Raw genomic sequence first — 21835 nt, forward strand, 5'->3', positions numbered from 1 at the left:
GCGCCATGTTCAACACGATGACGGTGACAAAGGCAGCCGGTGCGCTGATCGGTTCGCTTCTGTTCCTGCTGCTGGCGTCGTGGGCGGCATCGTCCCTGTATCATGTCGGCCCGTCCGGGCATGTCGCCGAGGGCGAGGAGGCTCCGCAGGCCTATCGGGTCGCGGTCGAGGATGCGGCTCCCGCCGATGCCGCCGGGGGCGATGCCCAGCCGCAGGTCGATTTCGCCGCGCTGATGTCTGCGGCCGATCCGGCGGCGGGTGAGAAGGTCTTCGGCAAGTGCAAGTCCTGCCACAAGGTCGATGGCAACAACGCGACCGGCCCGCACCTGAACGGCGTCGTCGGGCGCGCCGTCGCCAGCGTCGAGGGTTTCGGCTATTCCGATGCGATGAAGGGCCACGCGGCCGAGGCCCCCAACTGGGATCCCGAGGCGCTGCAGGTCTTCCTGAACGATCCCAAGGGCGTCGTGCCGGGCACCAAGATGACCTTCGCCGGCCTGAAGAAGCCCGAGGACCGCGCCAACATCATCGCCTATCTGCAGACCCTGAACTGACCCCGCGCAGCGGTCCGTGCAAGGGCGCCGGATGGTTCCGGCGCCTTTCGCATGTGCCCCGGTCGCCCGCCCCCCGTCGCCCGCCTCCCTGTCACCCGCCCCTTTGTCACGAAAGCGACAGGCGGCTTGAGGGGCCGGGGCCGCTGGCCTAGCCTGCCGGGCGGGAATGCAGGCGGCGGGGTATCGGGCATGATGATGCGCAATCTGGTTGTGGCCGCGGCGGTGGCGGTGTGGGCCATCGGGGGCGCCGCGGCGGCGCCTTCTGCCGCAGGGACTGGCGCGGGCGGGACGATCGTCGCGCATGGGGTCTCCACCTTCGGCAATCTCGCGCTGCCCCCCGATTTCGCGCATCTTGCCTATGTGAACCCGGCCGCCCCCAAGGGCGGCGAGATCAGCGAATGGGCCGCCGGCGGGTTCGACAGCTACAACCCCTTCTCGATCAAGGGCCGGGCCGCCGCCCTGTCGAGCACCATGCTGGAAAGCCTGCTGACCACGCCCGCCGACGAGGTGGGCGCCGCCTATTGCCTGCTGTGCGAGACGGTCGAATACCCCGCCAGCCGGGATTGGGCGATCTTTACCCTGCGCCAGGGCATCACCTTTTCCGACGGCACCCCGATGACCAGCGCCGACGTGCTGTTTTCCTATGAGCAGTTGCGCGACAAGGGGCTGTCCTCGTTCCGCGCGGTGATCGTGCAGCTGGTCGCCTCGGCCGAGGTGCTGGACGACCGGCGCATCCGCTTTGTCTTCACCCCTGACTATCCCCGCCGCGACGTGATCCAGACGGTGGGCGGCCTGCCGGTCTTTTCGCGGGCCGATTTTGATCGCAACAAGCGCGACCTGGGTGAAAGCGCGGCCCTGCCCTTTGTCGGCTCGGGGCCTTATGTCTTTGACAAGGCGGATATGGGCCGGTCGGTCACATGGAAGCGCAACCCCGCCTATTGGGGCGAAAAGCTGCCCATCAATATCGGGCGCAACAATTTCGACCGCATCCGGATCGAGTATTTCGGCGATTACGAGTCTGCCTTCGAGGCCTTCAAGGCCGGGGAATACACGTTCCGCAACGAGGCATCCTCGATCATCTGGGCCACGCGCTATGACTTTCCGGCCTTCACGAAGGGCTGGGTCGTCCGCGAGGAACTGCGCGACGGCGACATCGCCAGCGGGCAGGGCTGGGCGATCAACCTGCGCCGTCCGCAATTCCAGGATCTGCGCGTGCGCGAGGCGCTGGGGCTGGTGTTCAATTTCGAATGGGCCAATGCCACGCTGTTCCACGGGCTTTACGACCGGGTGCAGGGTTTCTGGGACAATTCGCCCCTGGCCGCCTCGGGCAAGCCCAGCGCGGGCGAACTGGCGCTGCTCTCGCCTCTGCGTGCCGATCTGCCCGATACGGTGTTCACCGAGGACGCGGCCGTCCAGCCCGTCAGCGGTGAACGGCAGCTTGACCGGGGCAATCTGCGCCGGGCCGCGCGGCTGCTGGACGAGGCGGGATGGGTGATCCCCGAGGGCGCGCGCGACGGCCTGCGCCGCAAGGACGGGCAGACGCTGCGGGTGCGCATCCTGAACGACAGCCAGACCTTTGACCGCGTCATCAATCCCTATGTCCAGAACCTGCTGGCTCTGGGCGTGGACGCGGCCAACGAACGCGTGGACGACGCACAGATCGAGGATCGCCGGCGCAACCACGACTTTGACATGATCAGCGTTCAGCTGGGGCAGGACGCGATCCCGGGATCGGGATTGCAGCAGTATTTCGGCAGCAGGTCCACGGATGACGTGTTCAACGCGATGGGGCTGGCCAATCCGGCGGTGGACCGGCTGATCTCGGCCGTCGAGCATGCCGGCACGCAGGAGGAACTGGCCACCGCCGTCCACGCGCTCGACCGTGCGCTGCGGGCGCTGCGTTTCTGGGTGCCCCAGTGGTACAAGGGCAAGCACACCGTCGCCTATTGGGACATGTATGCCCATCCCGCGGCGCTGCCCCCCATGCGCTGGGCGAGCTTGATTTCTGGTGGTTCGACGCCGATAAGGCCGCAAGGCTGAAAGAGGCCGGGGCGATCCGCTAGGCGCCACCGGCCCGGGGGCAGGGCAGATCATGGGCGCATATCTTCTGCGGCGGCTGCTGCTGATCGTCCCGACGCTGGTCGGGATCATGCTGGTCAACTTCACCCTGACACAGTTCGTCCCCGGCGGGCCGATCGAACAGATCGTCGCCCGCGTGCAGGGCGAGGGCGACGTGTTCCGCAACATCGCCGGCGGCGGCGATGCCGGGCAGGGCGGGGGGGGCGAGAAATACGCCGGCGCCCAGGGCCTGCCGCCCGAGTTCGTGGCCGAGCTGGAAAGGGAATTCGGCTTTGACAAGCCGCCGGTCCAGCGGTTCCTGACCATGCTGGGCAACTATCTGCGGTTCGATTTCGGCCAGTCGTGGTTCCGGTCGATCTCGGTCGTCGATCTGGTGGTGGAAAAGATGCCGGTGTCGATCACGCTGGGGCTGTGGTCCACGCTGCTGGCCTATCTGATCTCGATCCCGCTGGGCATCCGCAAGGCGGTGCGGGATGGCACGGCCTTCGACACCTGGACCAGCAGCGCCGTCATCATCGGCTATGCCATCCCCGGATTCCTGTTCGCGGTCCTGCTGATGGTGCTGTTCGCGGGGGGAAGCTACTGGAAGATCTTTCCCCTGCGCGGGCTGACCAGCGACGATTTCGACACGCTCTCCACCATGGGCAAGATCAGGGACTATCTGTGGCACATCACCCTGCCGGTGATCGCGGCGACGATTTCCAGCTTTGCCACGCTGACGCTGCTGACCAAGAACAGCTTTCTGGACGAGATCAACAAGCAATACGTGATGACCGCCCGTGCCAAGGGGCTGACGGAACGGCGCGTCCTTTACGGCCATGTCTTTCGTAATGCCATGCTGATCGTGATTGCGGGTTTTCCGGCAATGTTCCTGGGTGTTTTCTTCGGCAGCTCGATCCTGATCGAGACGATCTTCTCGCTCGACGGCCTTGGACGCCTGGGGTTCGAGGCGGCGGTCCAGCGCGATTATCCGGTGATCTTCGGCACGCTCTACGTCTTTGGCCTGCTGGGCCTTCTGGTCGGCATCCTGTCGGACCTGATGTATGTTCTCGTCGATCCGCGGATCGATTTCGAAAAGCGTGCCGGATGAATCTGTCACCCCTGAACCGGCGCCGCTGGCGCAATTTCCGCCGCAATCGCCGCGCCTTCTGGTCGCTGGTGATCTTTGCGGCGCTGTTCCTGATGTCGCTGCTGGCCGAGGTGATCGCGAATGACAAGCCGATCCTGGTGAAATACCGGGGCGAATATTTCGTTCCGGCCTATCGCTTCTATCCCGAAACGACATTCGACGGCGATTTCCGCACCGAGGCGAATTACAAGGATCCGGTCGTGCAATGCCTGATCGCCACCGGCCGGATCGAGGCCTGCCTCGACGAACCCGAGGCGACCGCCGCCGCCGTCGCCGCCGGCACGCTGACGCAGGGCGTCCGGCGCGGCTGGGCGATCTGGCCGCCGATCCGGTATGATTACCGCACCATCAACGACGTGGGCACCGCCCCCAGCGCGCCTGACCGCAACCACTGGCTGGGCACCGACGACACAACGCGCGACGTGGCCGCGCGGGTTATCTATGGCTTTCGCCTGTCGATCCTCTTCACGCTGATCGTGACCGCGATCTCGTCCGTCCTCGGAATCGCGGCGGGCGCCGTGCAGGGCTATTTCGGGGGGCGCACCGACCTCGTGTTCCAGCGGCTGCTGGAAATCTGGGGATCGACCCCCTCGCTTTACGTCATCATCATCCTGTTCGCGATCCTGGGCCGCAGCTTCTGGCTGCTGGTCTTCGTATCCATCCTGTTCGGCTGGCCGGCGCTGGTCGGCGTGGTGCGGGCCGAGTTCCTGCGCGCCCGCAACCTTGAATATGTCCGCGCCGCCCGCGCGCTGGGGGTGCGCGACCGCACCATCATGTTCCGCCACATCCTGCCCAACGCGATGGTGGCCACGCTGACCATGCTGCCCTTCGTGGTGGCGGGCACGATCTCCAGCCTAGCGGCGCTGGATTATCTCGGCTATGGCCTGCCGGCCTCGGCCCCCAGCCTTGGCGAACTGGCCCTGCAGGCCAAGCAGAACCTGCAGGCGCCCTGGCTCGGCTTTACCGCGTTCTTCACCTTCGCGATCATGCTGTCGCTGCTCGTGTTCATCTTCGAGGGCATCCGCGACGCCTTCGACCCGCGCAAGACCTTTCGATGACCGGACCAGCCCAACCCGCCGCCGCGCGCCCGCCATCCGATCTTCGGTCCGAAAATATCCCGGAGTCCGGGGCAGCGCCCCGGTCCGGCGCCGATGGCGGGGCTGTCCTTGAAGTCCGTGGCCTGACGGTGAGCTTTCGCGCCGAGGGCGGTCCCGTCCAGGCCGTCAAGGGCGTCAGCTTCACCGTCAACCGGGGCGAGACGGTTGCCCTGGTCGGGGAATCCGGCTCGGGCAAGTCGGTCACCGCCCTTTCCACCGTGCAGCTGCTGGGCGACGCGGCGATCCTGGGGGGCAGCGTGCGCTATGGCGGGGCCGAACTGATCGGCGCCCCCGAACAGCGGCTGCGCGCCGTGCGCGGCAATGACATCAGCTTTGTCTTTCAAGAGCCGATGACCTCGTTGAACCCGCTGCACACGATCGAACGCCAGCTGGCCGAAAGCCTGGCCTTGCACCAGGGCCTGACGGGGGCGGCCGCGCGGGCGCGGATCATCGCGCTGCTGGACCGGGTCGGCATCCGCGATGCCGAAAGCCGCCTGCAGGATTATCCCCATCAGCTGTCGGGCGGCCAGCGCCAGCGCGTGATGATCGCGATGGCGCTGGCCAATGGTCCCGACCTGCTGATCGCCGATGAGCCGACCACGGCGCTGGACGTGACGATCCAGGCGCAGATCCTCGACCTGCTGGCCGAACTCAAGCGTGAACAGGGCCTGTCGATGCTGTTCATCAGCCATGATCTCGGCATCGTGCGGCGCATCGCCGATCGGGTCTGCGTGATGAAGGACGGCCTGATCGTCGAGGAAGGCCCGGCCGAGGCCATCTTTGCCGCGCCCCGCCATCCCTATACCCGCAAGCTGCTGGCGGCCCAGCCCACCGGCACCGCCGAAGCCATCGACCCGGCCGCCCCCGAGGTGGTCGCCACGCGCGATCTGCGCGTCTGGTTCCCGGTCCGGCGCGGGTTCCTGCGGCGCACCACCGGGCATATCAAGGCGGTAAAGGGCGCCACGCTGTCGCTGCGGGCGGGCGAGACGCTGGGCATTGTTGGCGAATCCGGTTCGGGCAAGACCACGCTGGCGCTGGCGATCATGCGGCTGATCGAAAGCCGCGGGCCGATCCTGTTCCTAGGGCGCGACATCTCGGGCCTTGGCGGGCGCGCGCTGCGCCGCCTGCGGCGCGAAATGCAGATCGTCTTTCAGGATCCCTATGGCAGCCTCAGCCCCCGCATGACCGTCGCCCAGATCATCGCCGAGGGGCTTGGCGTGCATGGCGTGCCCGGCGGGCAAGACAGCCGGGCCGCGGTCGGGGCGATGATGGCCGAGGTCGGGCTCGACCCGGCCGCGATGGACCGCTATCCGCACGAGTTCAGCGGCGGTCAGCGCCAGCGCATCGCCATTGCCCGCGCGATGATCCTGCGGCCCAGGGTCGTGGTCCTGGACGAGCCGACCAGCGCGCTCGACATGACCGTGCAGGTGCAGATCGTGGAATTGCTGCGGGGGCTTCAGCGCCGATACGGGTTGGCCTTCCTGTTCATCAGCCACGACCTGCGGGTCGTGCGCGCCATGTCCCACCAGATCATGGTGATGCGCGCGGGCGAGGTCGTCGAACATGGCCCGGCCGAGCAGGTCTTCGGCGCGCCGCAAAGCGATTATACCCGCGCGCTGATGGAAGCCGCCTTCCGGGACCGGCGGCCTTGAGGATCCTGTTCGTCCACCAGAACTTTCCGGGCCAGTTTCCCCATCTTGCCCCCGCGCTGGCCGCCCGCGGCCATGATGTGCTGGCCCTGACGGCCGAAACGAACCAGCGCCCCGCGCCGGTGCGGGTGGTCAGATATGCAAGCCCGCCACAGGCGCAGGCGACGGGCCTCGGGCGGACCTATTCGGAAATGGCCGAACGCGGCTGGAGGGCCGCCCGCGCGGCCCGCGTGCTGCGCGATCGCCATGGCTATGTCCCCGACGTGATCCTGGGCCATTCCGGCTGGGGCGAGACGCTGTTTCTGCGCGAGATCTGGCCCGATGCCAGGCTGCTGGTCTATGCGGAACTGATGTATCGCACCCGCGGGCAGGATGTGGGCTTTGACCCCGAGATATCGCCCGGCACCGACGAAGGGCGCGTCAGCACCGTCGCCCGTTCCGCCCATCTGGTTCAGGCGCTGGTTCAGGCCGATGCGGGGCTGTCGCCGACGCGCTATCAGGCGGACAGCTTTCCGCCCGAACTGCGCGCCAAGCTGACGGTCATCCATGACGGCATCGACACCGATACCGTGCGCCCCGATCCGGCGGCCACGCTGGCACTGCCGGATGGCCGGGTGCTGCGGGCAGGGGACGAGGTGCTCAGCTATGTCAGCCGCTCGCTGGAGCCCTATCGCGGCTTTCACGTCCTGATGCGCGCTCTGCCCGAGGTGCTGGCGGCCCGCCCTCATGCCCATGCGGTGCTGATCGGCGGCGAGGGCGTCAGCTATGGGGCCAGGCCCCGCGACGCCGAGTCCTGGAAGGCAAGGCTGCTGGCCGAGCTCGGCGACCGGCTGGACCTGTCGCGGGTGCATTTCCTTGGCCGTGTGCCCTATCCGACCTACCTGTCGCTGCTGCAGGTGGCGCGGGTGCATTGCTACCTGACCTATCCCTTCGTGCTGTCCTGGTCGCTGACCGAGGCGATGGCGGCGGGCAAGCTGATCGTGGCCTCGGATACCGAACCGGTGCGTGAGCTGATCCGCGACGGCCATAACGGCCGGCTTGTCGGCTTTTTCGATCGGCCGGCCTTGGCCGATGCCCTGATCCGCGGTCTTGCGGGTGATCCCTATGCGGCGCGCCTGGGCGCGGCCGCGCGAAAAACCATCGTCGAGGGCTATGACCTCAGGCGCATCTGCCTTCCGCAACTGGTGGGCTGGGTGGAAAGCGCAGGCCATCCGGCAGCGGCCTGATCTTGCGGGCCCTCTGCTGCCCGGCGCAAGGCCAGGCGTGCCTTTCACCCAAGGCAATCCGGCCCTGGGAATCGGCGAGGCATCCGCCCCTTGGGGGCCTTGCACGCAGCCGGCGCGATAGCCTTTGCCGCCGGCACGAGGCTGGCTGGAACGGCCGGGGCGATGCCCGGCCCTCAGGGGAACGCGCTGAACACGCCCTGGCGGCGGAAAGGCCGCCGCACCATGCCCAAGATCCCGCGCGGCGAGGGGCAGGGCGGGCGGCCTTTGCACCCTGCCGGCGGCAGGGCGCACGGGCCGCCGGTCCCCGCAGGGCAGAACACTGCCCGCTGGTCAGCGGCCGCGCGAGAGGGCCGCGACGCCAGTGCGCGCCATTTCCGACAGGCCCAGGGGCCGCATCAGTTCGGCAAAGGCGTCCAGCTTGTCCGATGTGCCGGTGATCTCAAACACAAAGCTTTCCAGCGTGGAATCAACCACTTTGGCGCGGAAGATGTCGCCGATGCGCAGCGCCTCGAGCCGCTTGTCGCCGGTTCCCGCGACCTTGAACAGGCCCAGTTCCCGTTCGACCGAGGGGCCTTCGACCGTCAGGTCATGCACCTCATGCACCGGGATGATCCGGCCAAGCTGCGCCTTGATCTGTTCGATCACGGCGGGCGTGCCGCGCGTGACCAGCGTGATGCGCGAACGGTGGCCGGTGTGATCGACCTCGGCCACGGTCAGGCTGTCGATGTTGTAGCCGCGCCCCGAGAACAGCCCGATCACGCGCGCCAGCACGCCCGATTCGTTATCCACGATGACCGAAAGCGTATGCTGCGCCTCGCCAGCCGCGTGATAATCGCGCAGGTCATAGGCCGACTGGCTGGATGCGCCCTTTTCGATCACCAATGTCACGACGCCATCCTCCCCAGCCCATAGACGTCGCCACGCGCAAGGCCGTCGGCCTTGCCTGCCCAGCTGGAACTATGCTCGCAAAACTTGCCGGCCGCCGCAAACGTCTGCCATGTCAGGGCGCCCGAGTGCGCCGCTGCCGCGCCATCCCGGGTCTGCGGCCCTGCCGCGCATCCGGCCAGCGCCAACCTGGCCGCACGCACCGCTGCACCCTCGCTTCGAACCATCACCGTTTCCCCTTACACCAGCACCGCGCCGTCATCCTGGATGGCGCTGCCGATATCCTCGGCCGCGTCCATGTCGCCCAGCAGCATCTCGTTGTGCGGCTTGCCCGAGGGAATCATCGGCAGGCAGTTTTCATGCTTTTCGACCAGCACGTCCAGGATGAAGGGGCCGTCATAGGCGATCATCTCGGCGATCGCGTCATCCAGTTCGGCCGGGTCGCTGACCTGACGGCCCTTGCAGCCGAAGGCCTCGGCCAGCTTGACGAAATCGGGCAGGCTTTCCGACCAGCTCTGCGAATAGCGCTCGCCATGCAGCAGCTGCTGCCACTGGCGCACCATGCCCAGCCGCTCGTTGTTCAGGATGAACTGCTTCACCGGGGCGCGGAACTGCACGGCGGTGCCCATTTCCTGCATGTTCATCAGCCAGCTGGCATCCCCCGCGACATTGATGACCAGCGCATCCGGGTGGGCGATCTGCACGCCGATCGACGCCGGCAGGCCATAGCCCATGGTGCCCAGACCGCCGCTGGTCATCCAGCGGTTCGGCCCATCGAACCTCAGATATTGCGCAGCCCACATCTGATGCTGGCCAACCTCGGTCGTGACATAGCGGTCGCGCCCGGCGGTCAGTGCCTCAAGCCGCTCCATCGCGTATTGCGGCTTGATGACGCTGGACGAGCGGCGATAGGCCAAACAGCCCCGCGCCTGCCACTGCGCGATCTGGTCCCACCACTGCCGGAGGGCCGGGCTGGTGCGCCCGCCGCGTTCGCGCCACAGGCGCAATGTCTCGGCCAGCACCGCGCCCACATCGCCCTGGATCGGCACATCCACGCGGATGACCTTGTTGATCGAGCTGGGGTCGATATCGATCTGCGCCTTGACCGAACCGGGGCTGAAATCGGCGACCCTGCCCGTGATGCGGTCGTCAAAGCGCGCCCCGACGGCGATCATCAGGTCACAGCCATGCATGGCCATGTTGGCTTCGTAAAGGCCGTGCATGCCCAGCATGCCCAGCCAGCCCCGGCCGCTGGCCGGATAGGCGCCCAGGCCCATCAGGGTCGAGGTGACGGGAAAGCCGGTCGCATCGGCCAGTTCGGTCAGCAGGCGGCTTGCATCAGGCCCCGAATTGATGACGCCGCCGCCGGTATAGAAAACCGGCCGCTCGGCCTGCTCGATCAGCTCGACCAGACGGGCGATGGCGGCGCTGTCACCCTGGCGGGGGGTGGCGTACAGCGCCCCGATCTCGTCGGGGCCGCGATAGGTGCCCTCGGCGAACTGCACATCCTTGGGAATGTCGATCAGCACCGGGCCGGGGCGCCCCTGGGTCGCGACGCTGAACCCCTTGTGGATCGTCGCCGCCAGATCATTCGTGTCGCGGACCAGCCAGTTATGCTTGGTGCAGGGGCGGGTGATGCCGACGGTATCGGCCTCCTGAAAGCCGTCGGTGCCGATCATGAAGGTCGGCACCTGTCCCGACAGCACGACCAGCGGAATCGAATCCAGCAGCGCATCGGTCAGCCCCGTGACCGCATTGGTCGCGCCCGGCCCCGATGTCACCAGCACCACCCCCGGCTTGCCGGTCGAGCGGGCATAGCCTTCGGCCATGTGGACCGCGCCCTGTTCGTGCCGCACCAGGATGTGCTGGATGTCGTTCTGCTGGAAGATTTCGTCATAGATGGGCAGGACCGCGCCGCCGGGATAACCGAATACGGTATCGACGCCCTGATCGCGCAGCGCCTCGACCACCATCCGCGCCCCGGTCATGCTTCGGGTCATGTCCTCGTCTCCGTTCAGGAAAGCCTTGCGGCGGCGGATGCAAAGCCCCGCTGCGCCGCCGCAAGCTATGCGCACCCCCGGCAAGGGTCAATGAGGACCGGAAAGAAAAATGACGCAATCAGCCGGTCTGGGCGCAACTTTGTTGCGCAAAAGGCCACTCAGGCATTGGGCAGGTGAATGCGCGCCACCTGTTCGACGATCGGATCGATGGCCAGCGGATGGGTCTCGCCGATGTGATCCTCGCGCCGGCCTATGTCGCGCCACACCCCGCCCTTGTAGATTTCCAGCGCGTCGAAGCCGGCCTTGTAATCCATCTTGCGGCTGCCTGGCACCCAGTAGCCCAGATAGACATAGGGCAGCCCCGCCTCGCGCGCCATGGCGACATGGTCGAGAATGACCCAGGTGCCCAGGCTGTCAGCCAGCCGCGCCGGATCGTAGAAGCTGTAGACCAGGCTCAGCCCGTCATCGAGCACATCGGTCAGGCACACGGCCGCCAAGGCGCCGTCAGAGGAAGGAAGGCCGGGTCCGGCAGGGGCGCGGTATTCCAGCACGCGGGTGCGCACCGGCGTTTCCTCGATCATCGAGGCGAATTCGAAGATGTCCATGTCGGCCATGCCGCCATCGGCATGGCGCCTGTCCAGATAGCGGCGGAACAGATCGAACTGTTCATCCGTCGCCCAGGCGCTGGTGCTGGCGCGCGTCAGCCCGCCATTGCGGCGCATCACCTTGCGCTGCGTGCGCGAGGGCGTGAAATCCGCAACGCGGATGCGCGCCGACATGCAGGCAACGCAGCTTTCGCAGCTGGGTCGATAAACGACGTTCTGAGACCGGCGAAATCCCTGCCGCGACAATGCGTTGTTCAGATCGCGGGCCCGTTCCCCCGCCAGCGCGGTGAACAGCTTGCGTTCCGTCCGGCCGTGCAGATAGGGGCAGGGCTGGGGCGCGGTCACATAGAATTGGGGCGCTGTGGAAAGGCTGTGGCGCATCAGCCCTCCTGCCGTGGCGCGGCGGGGGGCGGCTGAGTGCCGCAACAGGAAAGCAACGGTGCAAACGCCATGCGGAACGGAACCAATGGGCGGACGGGACGGGGTGACATGGCTGAGAACATCGGCTTGAGGGAAACCTAGCAACAGAAGCCCCGTCCGCCAAGCGCCCAAACCGCGCACATCGTCGTGTGCGCCGCCCCGCGCAGACCGCAAGGCGCGCCGGCACGGGGGCTGCCTGCGCCGCCGCCCGCCCGGCGCGTGATTGACGCGGGACTGCGCGGCGTTGAAAGCTGCGGCGCATGGATTTCGCCGACCGCATCACTCGCCTTCCCGCCGCGCCCATGGGTGCGCCCGTCCCGCCCCTTGCGCCGGACGCCCCGCCGCCCCTGGCGGCGCTGATCGCGGGGGCCGCGGGCTGCAGCCCCTATCTGGCCGGTCTGCTCGAACGCGAGGGCGACTGGCTTGCCGGGGCGCTGCGGCGCGATCCGGGTCCTGCGGCGCTGGTGGCGCAGGAAACCGAAGGGCTGGAATCGCTGCCGCCCGCCGATCTGGCCGTGGCGCTGCGCCGGGCCAAGCGGCGCGTCGCGCTGTTCGCCGCGCTCGCCGATCTGGGCGGGGTGTGGGATCTGGACGCGGTGACGGGCGCGCTGACCGACCTGGCCGACCGCGCCACCGATCTTGCGCTGCGCGTCCATGTCGCGGACGAGGCGCGGCGCGGCAGGCTGCCCGCCCCGCGGCCGGGGGCCGAGCCGGTGGCGGGCGGTCTCTTTGCGCTGGCGATGGGCAAGATGGGCGCGCGCGAGCTGAACTATTCCTCGGATATCGACCTGATCGTCCTTTACGACGATGCCGCCTATGCGCCCGAGGACCAGCACGAGGCGCGCGCCGCCCTGATCCGCGCCACCCGCAAGGCCGCCGCCACGCTGTCGGACCTGACCGCGCAGGGTTATGTCTTCCGCACCGATCTGCGGCTGCGCCCCGATGCCTCGGTCACGCCGGTATGCATCTCGGCCTCGGCCGCGCTGGGCTATTACGAGGCCGAGGGGCGCAGCTGGGAACGCGCCGCCTATGTCAAGGCGCGCCCCTGCGCGGGCGACATCGCGGCGGGCGAGCGGTTTCTGGCGGCGCTGCGCCCGTTCGTCTGGCGCCGCCATCTCGACTTTGCGACCGTCGAGGACACCCACGAGATGCGCCGCCGCATCCGCGACCACAAGGGCCTGCACGGACGGATACGGGCCGCGGGCCACGACATGAAACTGGGCCGCGGCGGCATCCGCGAGATCGAGTTCTTCGCCCAGACCAGCCAGCTGATCGCCGGCGGGCGCGATCCCGACCTGCGCCCGCGCCGCACCGTCGATGCCCTGGCCGCCCTGGCCGCCAAGGGCTGGATCCCGCGCGAGGTCGCGGACGAGCTGATCGACCACTATGTCCAGCATCGCCGGATCGAACACCGCATCCAGATGGTGAACGACGCCCAGACCCATGTCGTGCCTGCCATGCCCGAGGCACTGGCCGCGGTCGTGGGCCTGGACGGGTGCGATGACATCGCCGCCTGGTCGGCCCGGCTGGAAGAGCGGCTGGCCAGGGTCGAGACACTGACCGGCGACTTCCTGACCCCCGGCAGCATCGCCCCCGAGGCCGAGCGCCCCGACCTCACCCCCGAGCAGGAGCAGGTCGTCGAAGGCTGGCAGAGCTATCCGGCGCTGCGCTCCGACCGGGCACGGCGGATCTTTGCCCGGATCGAGCCGCGCATCCTGTCGGCGCTGTCGCGCGCCGCCCATCCGGCCGAGGCGATGGACCGGATGGATCAGTTCCTGCGCGGGCTGCCGGCGGGTGTCCAGCTTTTCTCGATGTTCGATTCGAACCCGGCGCTGATCGACCTGCTGGGGGACATCTGCGCGACCTCGCCGGCGCTGGCCGCCCATCTGGCGCGCCACCCCGAGGTTCTGGACGCGGTCGTCGCCGGCAGCTTCTTTGCCCCCTGGCCGGGCGGGGCGGCGCTGCGGGCCGGGCTGTCGGCGCTGCTGGACCAGACGCTGGGCGCGCCGCAGGGGGGATACGAACGGGCGCTGGATGCTGCCCGGCTGTGGGCGCATGAATGGCAGTTCCGCATCGGCGTGCATCACCTGCGCGGCCTGATCGAGGCAGAGGAGGCAGGGCATCATTACGCCGATGTCGCCGAGGCCGCGGTCGCAGCCCTCGCCCCCGTGGTCGCGGCCGAGTTCGCGCGCCGCCACGGACCGCCGCCCGGACAGGGCGCGGCGGTCCTGGGGATGGGGTCGCTGGGCGCGCGGCAGCTGAACGCGGCCTCGGACCTAGACCTGATCGTGATCTATGACCCGGCCGGGGCCGAGGCGTCGGCGGGACCACGGCCGCTGGCCGCCCGGCCCTATTATGCCCGCCTGACCCAGGCGCTGGTGACGGCGCTCTCCGCGCCGACCGCGGCGGGCCGGCTTTACGAGGTGGACATGCGGCTGCGCCCGTCCGGGCGGCAGGGCCCGGTGGCGACCTCGATCCAGTCGTTCCGGGCCTATCAGATGGATGAGGCCTGGACCTGGGAACACCTGGCCCTGACGCGGGCGCGCGTGGTCGGCATCATTCCCGGCGCCGTGCCCGCCGGCGCGGACGCGGCCCTTGCCGCACGAATCGAGGCGCTGCGGACCGAAGTTCTGGCCAGCCGGGGACAGGACGCCCGCGTGATGCCCGATCTGGCCGACATGCGCCGCCGCATCTTTGCCGCCAAGCCCCCTGACGGCCTGTGGGAGGCCAAGGTCGGCCGCGGCCGCCTGCAGGACATAGAACTGTTCGCCCAGTCGCTGGCGCTGCGCAGCGGGTCGGGGGCGCATGGCGGGGGGGCCCAGCTGCGCGCCGGGCAGCGCGCGGGGCTGGTCGCGCCCGGCGATGCCCGCCTGCTGGCCGATGCGCGCCGGTTCCTGTGGCAGCTGCAATGCGGCGGGCGGCTGCTGACAGACGGGCGGCTCGACATGGACAGGCTGGGGCGGGGCGGGCAGGATTTCCTGCTGCGCGAGACGGGTGCCGCGACATTGGAGGATCTGGCCGGCCGGCTGAGCCGGACCGTCGAGGCGGCCGGCGCGATCATCGACGGCGCGATCGGGGTGGCGGGCGAGACAGCCGCCGAGCCAGCGAGCGGGCCGGCAGACAGGGCGCCGGGCGGGCCGGCCTAGCGGGCCTCGGCCGGGCGCAGCCACAGCCAGATCACCGCCCCGCCCGCCAGCACCAGCAGCGGCAGCATCGCCAGGTTGACCGCCGACCAGCCCGCCTGCGCCGTCCTGCCCGCGCAGCCCATCAGCCCGCCCGAGGCCAGCGAGGCCAGGAACACCCCGCCGAACACCGCCGTATCGTTCATCCCCTGCACGCGGCCGCGTTCCTCGGGGCGGTGCGCCTGCGTCAGCATCGCGGTCGCGCCGATGAAGGCAAGATTCCAGCCCAGCCCCAGCAGGGCGAGCGCGGCAGCGAACCGCTCGATCTGCACGCCCGTCAGGGCAACCGCGCCAGCCCCCGCAAGGATCAGCAGACCCGCCGCGATCACGGGGCGCGCGCCGAAACGGGTGATCAGGCTGCCGGTGAAGAAAGCGGGGCCGAACATCGCCAGCACATGGGCGGAAATGACATTCGCCGCATCCTCGGTCCGATAGCCGCAGCCGACCATCGCCAGGGGCGTTGCCGTCATCACCAGGTTCATCAGCGCATAGGACACCGTCGCGCAGATCACCGCCACGGCGATCGCGGGCGTGCGCAGCAGTTCGGACAGGCTGCGCCCGGCGGCGCGGCCCGGCTGCGCCCCGGCCCCGCCGGGCAGGCGCAAAAGGCCGTAAAGCAGCGGCCCCGTCAGGTTCAGCGCCATGATCGCGGCAAAGGTCATGGCAAAGGGAACGGCGCTTGCCTCGGCGGTCATGCGCACCAGCTGCGGGCCAATCAGCGCCGATGCCAGCCCGCCCCCCTGCACAAGGCTGATCGCCCGCGGCTGCAGGGCGGCAGGGGCGGCATCGGCGGCGGCAAAGCGGTGAAATCCCTGCGCCGACATATAGGCCCCGATCAGCGCGCAGCCGCCCGTGAACAGGGCAAAGCTGCCGGCCCGCAGCCCGGCAAAGGCGACCGCCGCCCCCCCGGCGGCGATCAGGCAGGCCAGCGTAAAGCCCGCGCGGCGACCATGGCGCGCCATGAACCCCGACAGAAAGCGGGCGGACAGCGCCGATCCCAGCATCACCATCGAAACCGGCAGCGTGGCAAGGCAGCGGCTGGGCGCGATGATCGCCCCGGCAAGGCCGGCGGTGATGAACAGCATCGACATCTGCGCGCCCAGCACGGCCTGGGCGCACATCAGCACCGCGATATTGTGCCAGGCCCGCCGCCGGTTCTGCGGCGTATCCTCGATTGCGGCGGTCAAGAACGCAGCAGGGCTGCGGCGCGGGCCAGCGCCTCGATCCCGGCCCAGTCGCCCGCGCGCATCATCGCCTCGGGCGCGACCCAGCTGCCGCCGACGCAGACGACATTGGGCAGGCGCAGATAATCGCCCGCGTTCTGAACCGAAACCCCGCCCGTCGGGCAGAAGGCAATCCCCGGCAGCGGCCCGCCAAGCGCCTTGAGATAGGCAGGCCCCCCGGCCGGACCGGCGGGAAAGAACTTGAGCATGTCATAGCCCGCCTCAAGGGCGCCCATCGCCTCGGACGCGGTGGCCGCGCCCGGCAGCAGCGGCAGGCCGGCATCCCCGCAGGCGGTGGCCAGCGCGTCGGTCAGGCCCGGTGAGACGGCGAACCCCGCCCCCGCATCCCGTGCGCGGCGCACGTCCTGCGCCGACAGCACCGTGCCCGCGCCCACGACCGCGCCCGGCACCCGCGCCATGGCGCCGATGGCTTCAAGCGCCGCCGGGGTGCGCAGCGTCACCTCGAGCACCGGCAGCCCGCCCGCGACCAGCGCGCGGGCCAGCGGCTCGGCATGGGCGGCATCGTCGATGACGATGACGGGGATGACGGGGGCGAGCGCGCAGACCGCACGCATCCGCGCCGATTGGCGATCCGGGGTCATGGCTCAGGCTCCGACAGGTTGCGGGCCGATCCTGCGTCAAGGGCTGACGGGGCGCAAGGCGGATCGGCCGCCCTCAGCCGCCATAGCTGCGAGTGGTGCCGCTGCTGCGCGGGCTGGTTGTCGCGCGGCTGTTGCCTGCGGTGCTGCCCGCCGGGCTGGCGGCGGTGCGCGAGGCGCCAAAGCCGCCGCGCTGGGCCACCTGCGCGCTGGTCATGGGCGCGCGGCCCACGGTCGTCGGCGCACGGTTGAAGGTGGTCGCCGGCACCCGGCCCGCGCCGCTGTTGCTGGCAAAGGTCTGGTTGCCCGAGGGGGTCGAGAAGCCGCCCGGCGTGCGGATCATCGGCTGGCTGAACACCCCGCCCCCGCGTGAAAGCATCGAGCCCATCATGTAGCCCACCAGCAGCGGCATGAAGCTGAAGCCCCCGCCCTGCTGCTGCTGGGCCGCCGGGGGGGCGGGGCGTTGGGATCGCCCGCCGGGGCCGCGGCGGGGGCTGCGGCCGGATCGGCCCCGCAGGCCCCCTGGCCGTGTTCCTGTTCGCACAGTTCCTTGGATTCATAGCGCGGCGCGGTTTCGGCCAGTTCCTTCTGGGCGGCGGCAAACTGGGTGCGGCAGTCGTCTGCCGTGAACCACAGGCCGTCCTTCTGCGTCGCGGCGATGCAGCTTTCGAGATCGGGGAACGCCTGCGCATCGACCTTGTCGTCCTTGCATCCCGCCAGGGCGATCGCAGCGGTGCCCGCCAGCACCAGGGCGACATGGCGGGAACGCTTGGGGCGCGGCAACGGGGCGGCGGGACGAGCGGTCATCGGGTCATCCTTCGATGAAATGCGGCTTGAAGCGGGACAGGTTGTGGGTGATGCGCGCGCGATCCTCGCGGATGCCAAGGCCCACGCATTCCTCGCCCACGATCCACGCGCCCAGGACCGGATGGAAGCCGTCGAACACCGGCAGAGGCGCCAGCGCCTGAACGATCCGGGGATGGTGGGAATAGGTGTCGTCCGGGGCGCGCTCGGTCTCGCGCCCCGCCTCGGTGATGACGACGCCCGCGCCTTCGCGCGAGAACAGCGGCTTGGTGACATGCCCGCGCGACAGGGCGGGGCCCGCGGCCGCGATCGCCTCGGCAAAGGGGGTCGCCTCGCCCCGGCGCGCGGCCTCGACATCGGCGGCGAAAAAGGCGGGCAGCAGGTTCGGATGATCGGGGAACATATGCCACAGCAGCGCCAGCAGGCCCTTGTTGGACAGCACCGCCTTCCACGGCGGCTCGATGAAGCGCGCGCCCGAGGGTTGCAGATGCGCCGCAAAGTCGTCGCGCAGCATGTCCTCCCACGGATAGAGCTTGAACAGCGTTCCGATCACCCGGTCCCGGTCGTCGGCAAGCTGGCCTTCCTCGGTCACGCCGATCTCGGACAGGTCGGTGAAATGCGCGCCAAGCCCCCCTCGCGGGCGGCCCAGGCCAGCGCCTCGACGGTGGCGTAATCCTCGGGGTTGTCCTTGTCGGCGGCGAAATGCACGTCCTCGCCGGGGGCGCATATTTGCCCCCAGCGTTCGACCAGCGCCTCGTGGATGCGGTTGAACTGGTCGGTATGCGGCCCCAGCACGCCCGCATCGCGGCTTTCCTCGAACCACAGCCACTGGAACGAGGCCGATTCATAAAGCGAGGTCGGCGTGTCGGCGTTGTATTCCAGCAGCTTGGCAGGCCCGCGCCCGTCATGGGCAAGGTCAAGGCGGCCATAAAGCTCCGGCTCGCCGCGCGACCAGGACTGCTCGACCAGATCCCAGTGGGTGCGGGGAATGTCCAGCCGCGAGAGCCATTCCTCGGAACCCACCGCCAGCGCCACCGCCTCACGGCACATGGCATGCAGCTCGCTCGACGGCGCCTCGATGCCCTCCTCGATCTCGCGCAGGGTCAGGCGATAGGCCGATGTCTCGTCCCAATACGGCTCGCCGCCCATGTCGGCGAAGGTGAATCCCAGTTCGGCGGCGCGTTCGCGCCAGCCGGGGCGTTCGGGAAGGGTCAGCTTTTGCATGGATCGCCTGTGCGGTCTTGTCCAGCCCGATGTGGCAAGGCAGGGCAGCCGATGCAAGCCCGCAGCCGCGCCCGGCGCGCCTGGCAGAGCCATGTTGCCGGCCGCGGGCCGCCTGTTCGCAGGGCACAAGGCGGCGCCCCGGCGCCCCGCAGGCGGCCCGGGCCCTTGCGGATGGGCGAATCGGCTTTACACACCAGCCGAACTGATCAACATATGGTATCCGCCCCGCCGCCGACCGCGCACTCTGGTCGGATCGCCAAGGGCTGGGGATAAACCGGGCCGCCGGTGCAAGCACAGGGATCAGGGCAAGGGCGGGCGACATGGCGCAGCTGGACCATCCTCTTTTCAGCGATGCGATCCACCCGATCGACATTGCCGAAACGGTCGCGGCCCATCGTGACTGGAGCTGTGACCGCCTGGCCGATGACCGGCTCACCCTCGCCATGCAGGGCCAGTGGCGCAGCTATGCGATCACGCTGGCCTGGTGCGGGCGCGACGAGGTCCTGCGGCTGGTGTGCAGCTTTGACATGGACCCGCCGGTCGCGCGACAGGCGGCGCTTTACGAGGTGCTGAACCTGGCCAATGACGCGGTGTGGGAGGGTGGCTTCGCCTTCTGGGCGGCGCAGCGGCTGATGGTGTGGCGCTATGGCCTGGTGCTGTCGGGCGGGGCGATCGCCGCGCCCGAGCAGATCGACCGGATGATCCGCAGCGCCGTCGACAGCTGCGAACGCTTCTACCCCGCCTTTCAGCTGACTTGCTGGGGCGATACCGCGCCGGCCGCCGCCATCGGGATCGCCATGGGCGAAGCCTACGGGCGGGCCTGACGCGCGCCCTTGTGAACCGCGCCGTTCCTTGCCGCCCCTTGCCCGTCGCGCAGCCGATGGCGCGGCGCCATCGCGGACGGGCGGGGCAGGGGGCCGGCGCCATCGCTCTGGACAGCGGCGCGGGGATGGGTTCCCTTGCAGCGGGCAGGACCGAGGGGGGGATCATGACGCTGGCGCAACTGAACGAACGGGGGCTGCTGCTGGTCGGCTGCGGCCGGATGGGCGGGGCGCTGCTGCGCGGCTGGCTGGACCGCGGCCTTGACCCCGCCGCCGTGCGCGTCATGGATCCGGCGGCGCCGGGCTGGCTGGCCGAACGCGGCATTGCCACGCAAGGCGCGCTGCCCGAGGAGCCGGCGGTCATCGTGCTGGCGGTCAAGCCGCAGATGATGGGCGCGGCGCTGCCGCAGGTCACGGATGCGGCGCGGGGCGGGGCGCTGGTCCTGTCGGTGGCCGCCGGCGTCACCATCGCCGCTTACGAGCGCGCCTTTCCCGCCGCCCCGGTCGTGCGCGCCATGCCCAACACGCCCGCCGCGATCGGGCAGGCCATCACCGCCATCGTCGGCAATGCCCGCGCGGACGAGGCTGACATGGCGCTGGCCGAGACGTTGATGGGCGCGGTCGGCCAGGTGGTGCGCCTGACGGACGAGGCGCAGATGGATGCCGTCACGGCCTTGTCGGGATCGGGCCCGGCCTATGTCTTTCACCTGATCGAGGCGCTTGTCGCGGCGGGCGAGGCCGAAGGGCTGCCCGCCCCCCTCGCGCTGGCGCTGGCGCGCGCCACGGTCGCGGGGGCGGGGGCGCTGGCGATGCAGGACGGCCCCGATCCGGCTGCCCTGCGCGAGGCGGTCACCTCGCCCGGCGGGACCACGGCGGCGGGGCTGGCCCATCTGATGGATGCGGGCAGCGGCCTTGTTCCCCTGATCGGCCGCACCGTCGCCGCCGCCGCCGCCCGCGGACGCGAGCTTGGCGCATGAGCGGCGCGGCAGCCCCTGCGCAGATCGCCTGGGATGATTTCGCCCGCGTGGACATCCGCGCCGGCACCATCCGGCGCGCCGAGCCGTTCCCTCAGGCGCGCAAGCCCGCCATCAGGCTTTGGGTCGATTTCGGCCCCGGCCTGGGCGAACGCCGCAGCTCGGCCCAGATCACGCAGCATTATGACCCGGCAACGCTGGTCGGCCGTCAGGTGCTGGCCGTGGTCAACTTTCCGCCCCGGCAGATCGGCCCCTTCCTGTCCGAGGTGCTGGTCCTCGGCCTGCCGGATGCAGACGGGGCCGTGGTGCTGGTCGGCCCTGGCCTTGCGGTGCCTGACGGGGCGCGGCTGTTCTGATGCGCCTGCTCGTGACCCGCAGGATGACCGCCGCGGCCGAGGCCGCCATCGCCGCCGCCTTTGACGCCAGCTTTCGCGACAGCGCCGCCGCCCTGACGCAGGCCGAGGCGGCACAGGCGCTGGCGCGCTATGACGCGATCATGCCGACGCTGGGCGATCGCTTTGACGCCGCCGCCTTTGCCGGCCCGGCGCCGCGCGCAAGGGTGCTGGCCAATTTCGGCGCGGGCTATAACCACATCGACGTGGCGGCGGCGCGTGCGGCAGGGGTCGCGGTGACGAACACCCCCGATGTCGTCACCGATGCGACCGCCGATATTGCCCTGACGCTGATCCTGATGGCCGCGCGCCGCGCGGGCGAGGGCGAAAGGCTGGTGCGCGCCGGCCGCTGGACCGGCTGGCAGCCGACGCAGATGCTGGGCATGCATGTCACCGGCCGCACTGTCGGCATTGTCGGCATGGGCCGGATCGGGCAGGCGATCGCGCGGCGCTGTCATTGCGGCTTTGGCATGACGGTGCTGTTCCACAACCGCTCGGCGGTGGGGGGGCTGGGCTTTCCTGCCCGGCAGGTGCCGCTGGATGCGGTGCTGGCGGGCGCCGACATCGTGGTGCTGGCGGTTCCCGGCGGGGCGCAGACGCGCCATCTGGTCGGTGCGGCCGAACTGGCCCGGATGCAGCGCCATGCCATCCTGGTCAACATCGCCCGCGGCGATGTGGTGGACGAATCGGCGCTGATCGCGGCGCTGGAGGCCGGGACGATCGCCGGCGCGGCCCTGGATGTCTATGAGCGCGAGCCGCTGGTGCCCGAGGCGCTGCGCATGCGCGAGGATGTGGTGCTGCTGCCCCATCTGGGCACCGCGGCCGAACAGGTGCGCACCGACATGGCCCTGCGCGCGCTGGCCAATCTGGTCGCGGTGCGCGACGGGCTGCCGCCCTGCGACCCGGTCGGCTGACCGGGCGGAACCGTCCGGGCCTGCAGGCGTTTTCCCGGCATAGTCAGCAGCAATGGAGCAT

General features: G+C 69.6%; 17 protein-coding genes and 2 pseudogenes. 11 read left to right on the forward strand and 8 right to left on the reverse strand.

Annotated features, from left to right (window positions below):
• Positions 1-5 precede the first annotated feature (5 nt).
• From B0A89_RS11310 to B0A89_RS11335, 6 genes and pseudogenes are all read left to right on the forward strand, one after another.
• Positions 6-551, forward strand: coding sequence for a c-type cytochrome (locus tag B0A89_RS11310; RefSeq protein WP_085378241.1), 546 nt, complete (start codon positions 6-8; stop codon positions 549-551).
• A gap of 189 nt (positions 552-740) precedes the next feature.
• Positions 741-2614 (forward strand): annotated as a pseudogene (locus B0A89_RS11315) (extracellular solute-binding protein).
• Positions 2615-2643: 29 nt separating this feature from the next.
• Positions 2644-3720 (forward strand): microcin C ABC transporter permease YejB, encoded by a 1077-nt coding sequence (locus B0A89_RS11320; protein ID WP_085378242.1) that lies wholly within the window; start codon positions 2644-2646, stop codon positions 3718-3720.
• Positions 3717-4817: an ABC transporter permease gene (locus tag B0A89_RS11325; RefSeq protein WP_085378243.1), complete on the forward strand. Its 1101-nt coding sequence runs from the start codon at positions 3717-3719 to the stop codon at positions 4815-4817. Before B0A89_RS11320 ends, B0A89_RS11325 begins: the two co-directional genes overlap by 4 nt.
• A gap of 128 nt (positions 4818-4945) precedes the next feature.
• Positions 4946-6508: an ABC transporter ATP-binding protein gene (locus B0A89_RS11330; protein WP_240558536.1), complete on the forward strand. Its 1563-nt coding sequence runs from the start codon at positions 4946-4948 to the stop codon at positions 6506-6508.
• Positions 6505-7731: a glycosyltransferase gene (locus B0A89_RS11335; RefSeq protein ID WP_085378245.1), complete on the forward strand. Its 1227-nt coding sequence runs from the start codon at positions 6505-6507 to the stop codon at positions 7729-7731. The genes B0A89_RS11330 and B0A89_RS11335 overlap by 4 nt, the downstream gene beginning before the upstream one ends.
• A 330-nt stretch (positions 7732-8061) precedes the next feature.
• Here B0A89_RS11335 and ilvN read toward each other — a convergent pair whose 3' ends face one another.
• From ilvN to B0A89_RS11355, 3 genes are all read right to left on the reverse strand, one after another.
• Positions 8062-8619, reverse strand: a complete 558-nt coding sequence (ilvN, locus tag B0A89_RS11340; protein WP_085378246.1) for an acetolactate synthase small subunit — start codon at positions 8617-8619, stop codon at positions 8062-8064.
• A gap of 236 nt (positions 8620-8855) precedes the next feature.
• Complete coding sequence (locus tag B0A89_RS11350; RefSeq protein ID WP_085378248.1) at positions 8856-10616, reverse strand: acetolactate synthase 3 large subunit; 1761 nt, start codon at positions 10614-10616, stop codon at positions 8856-8858.
• A 158-nt stretch (positions 10617-10774) separates the two neighbouring features.
• Complete coding sequence (locus tag B0A89_RS11355; protein WP_085378249.1) at positions 10775-11602, reverse strand: arginyltransferase; 828 nt, start codon at positions 11600-11602, stop codon at positions 10775-10777.
• Between the two features lie 299 nt (positions 11603-11901).
• Here B0A89_RS11355 and B0A89_RS11360 point away from each other — a divergent pair, with 299 nt between their 5' ends.
• Positions 11902-14787, forward strand: a complete 2886-nt coding sequence (locus tag B0A89_RS11360) for a [protein-PII] uridylyltransferase family protein (RefSeq protein WP_085378250.1) — start codon at positions 11902-11904, stop codon at positions 14785-14787.
• Here B0A89_RS11360 and B0A89_RS11365 read toward each other — a convergent pair.
• The 5 genes and pseudogenes from B0A89_RS11365 to B0A89_RS11380 form a co-directional block, all read right to left on the reverse strand.
• On the reverse strand, positions 14784-15944 hold the full coding sequence (locus B0A89_RS11365; protein ID WP_085378905.1) for an MFS transporter: 1161 nt from the start codon (positions 15942-15944) through the stop codon (positions 14784-14786). The two genes, B0A89_RS11360 and B0A89_RS11365, sit on opposite strands and share 4 nt — an antisense overlap.
• A gap of 62 nt (positions 15945-16006) precedes the next feature.
• The gene (gene eda / locus B0A89_RS11370; RefSeq protein WP_085378251.1) at positions 16007-16648 is read right to left on the reverse strand and encodes a bifunctional 4-hydroxy-2-oxoglutarate aldolase/2-dehydro-3-deoxy-phosphogluconate aldolase; all 642 of its coding nucleotides are present in this window, start codon (positions 16646-16648) and stop codon (positions 16007-16009) included.
• A gap of 73 nt (positions 16649-16721) precedes the next feature.
• Entirely contained in the window at positions 16722-17057 is a 336-nt protein-coding gene (locus tag B0A89_RS15395) for a DUF1190 domain-containing protein (protein WP_338045727.1), read from the reverse strand.
• On the reverse strand, positions 17033-17452 hold the full coding sequence (locus B0A89_RS15400) for a DUF1190 domain-containing protein (protein ID WP_338045728.1): 420 nt from the start codon (positions 17450-17452) through the stop codon (positions 17033-17035). The genes B0A89_RS15395 and B0A89_RS15400 overlap by 25 nt, the downstream gene beginning before the upstream one ends.
• A 4-nt stretch (positions 17453-17456) precedes the next feature.
• Positions 17457-18673 (reverse strand): annotated as a pseudogene (locus tag B0A89_RS11380) (glutathionylspermidine synthase family protein).
• A 320-nt stretch (positions 18674-18993) separates the two neighbouring features.
• On the opposite strand from B0A89_RS11380, the gene B0A89_RS11385 reads away from it, so the two are divergent.
• The 4 genes from B0A89_RS11385 (at position 18994) to B0A89_RS11400 (ending at position 21774) form a co-directional block, all read left to right on the forward strand.
• The gene (locus B0A89_RS11385) at positions 18994-19497 is read left to right on the forward strand and encodes a type III secretion system chaperone family protein (protein ID WP_085378252.1); all 504 of its coding nucleotides are present in this window, start codon (positions 18994-18996) and stop codon (positions 19495-19497) included.
• Positions 19498-19661: 164 nt separating this feature from the next.
• A complete protein-coding gene (gene proC / locus B0A89_RS11390) occupies positions 19662-20471 on the forward strand; it encodes a pyrroline-5-carboxylate reductase (protein ID WP_085378906.1) in 810 nt (269 codons plus the stop codon).
• Positions 20468-20824 (forward strand): tRNA-binding protein, encoded by a 357-nt coding sequence (locus B0A89_RS11395; RefSeq protein ID WP_085378253.1) that lies wholly within the window; start codon positions 20468-20470, stop codon positions 20822-20824. Before proC ends, B0A89_RS11395 begins: the two co-directional genes overlap by 4 nt.
• Positions 20824-21774 (forward strand): 2-hydroxyacid dehydrogenase, encoded by a 951-nt coding sequence (locus tag B0A89_RS11400; protein WP_085378254.1) that lies wholly within the window; start codon positions 20824-20826, stop codon positions 21772-21774. Before B0A89_RS11395 ends, B0A89_RS11400 begins: the two co-directional genes overlap by 1 nt.
• Positions 21775-21835: the final 61 nt, after the last annotated feature.

This window comes from Paracoccus contaminans (assembly GCF_002105555.1).
GTDB classification, from domain to species: Bacteria; Pseudomonadota; Alphaproteobacteria; order Rhodobacterales; family Rhodobacteraceae; genus Paracoccus; species Paracoccus contaminans.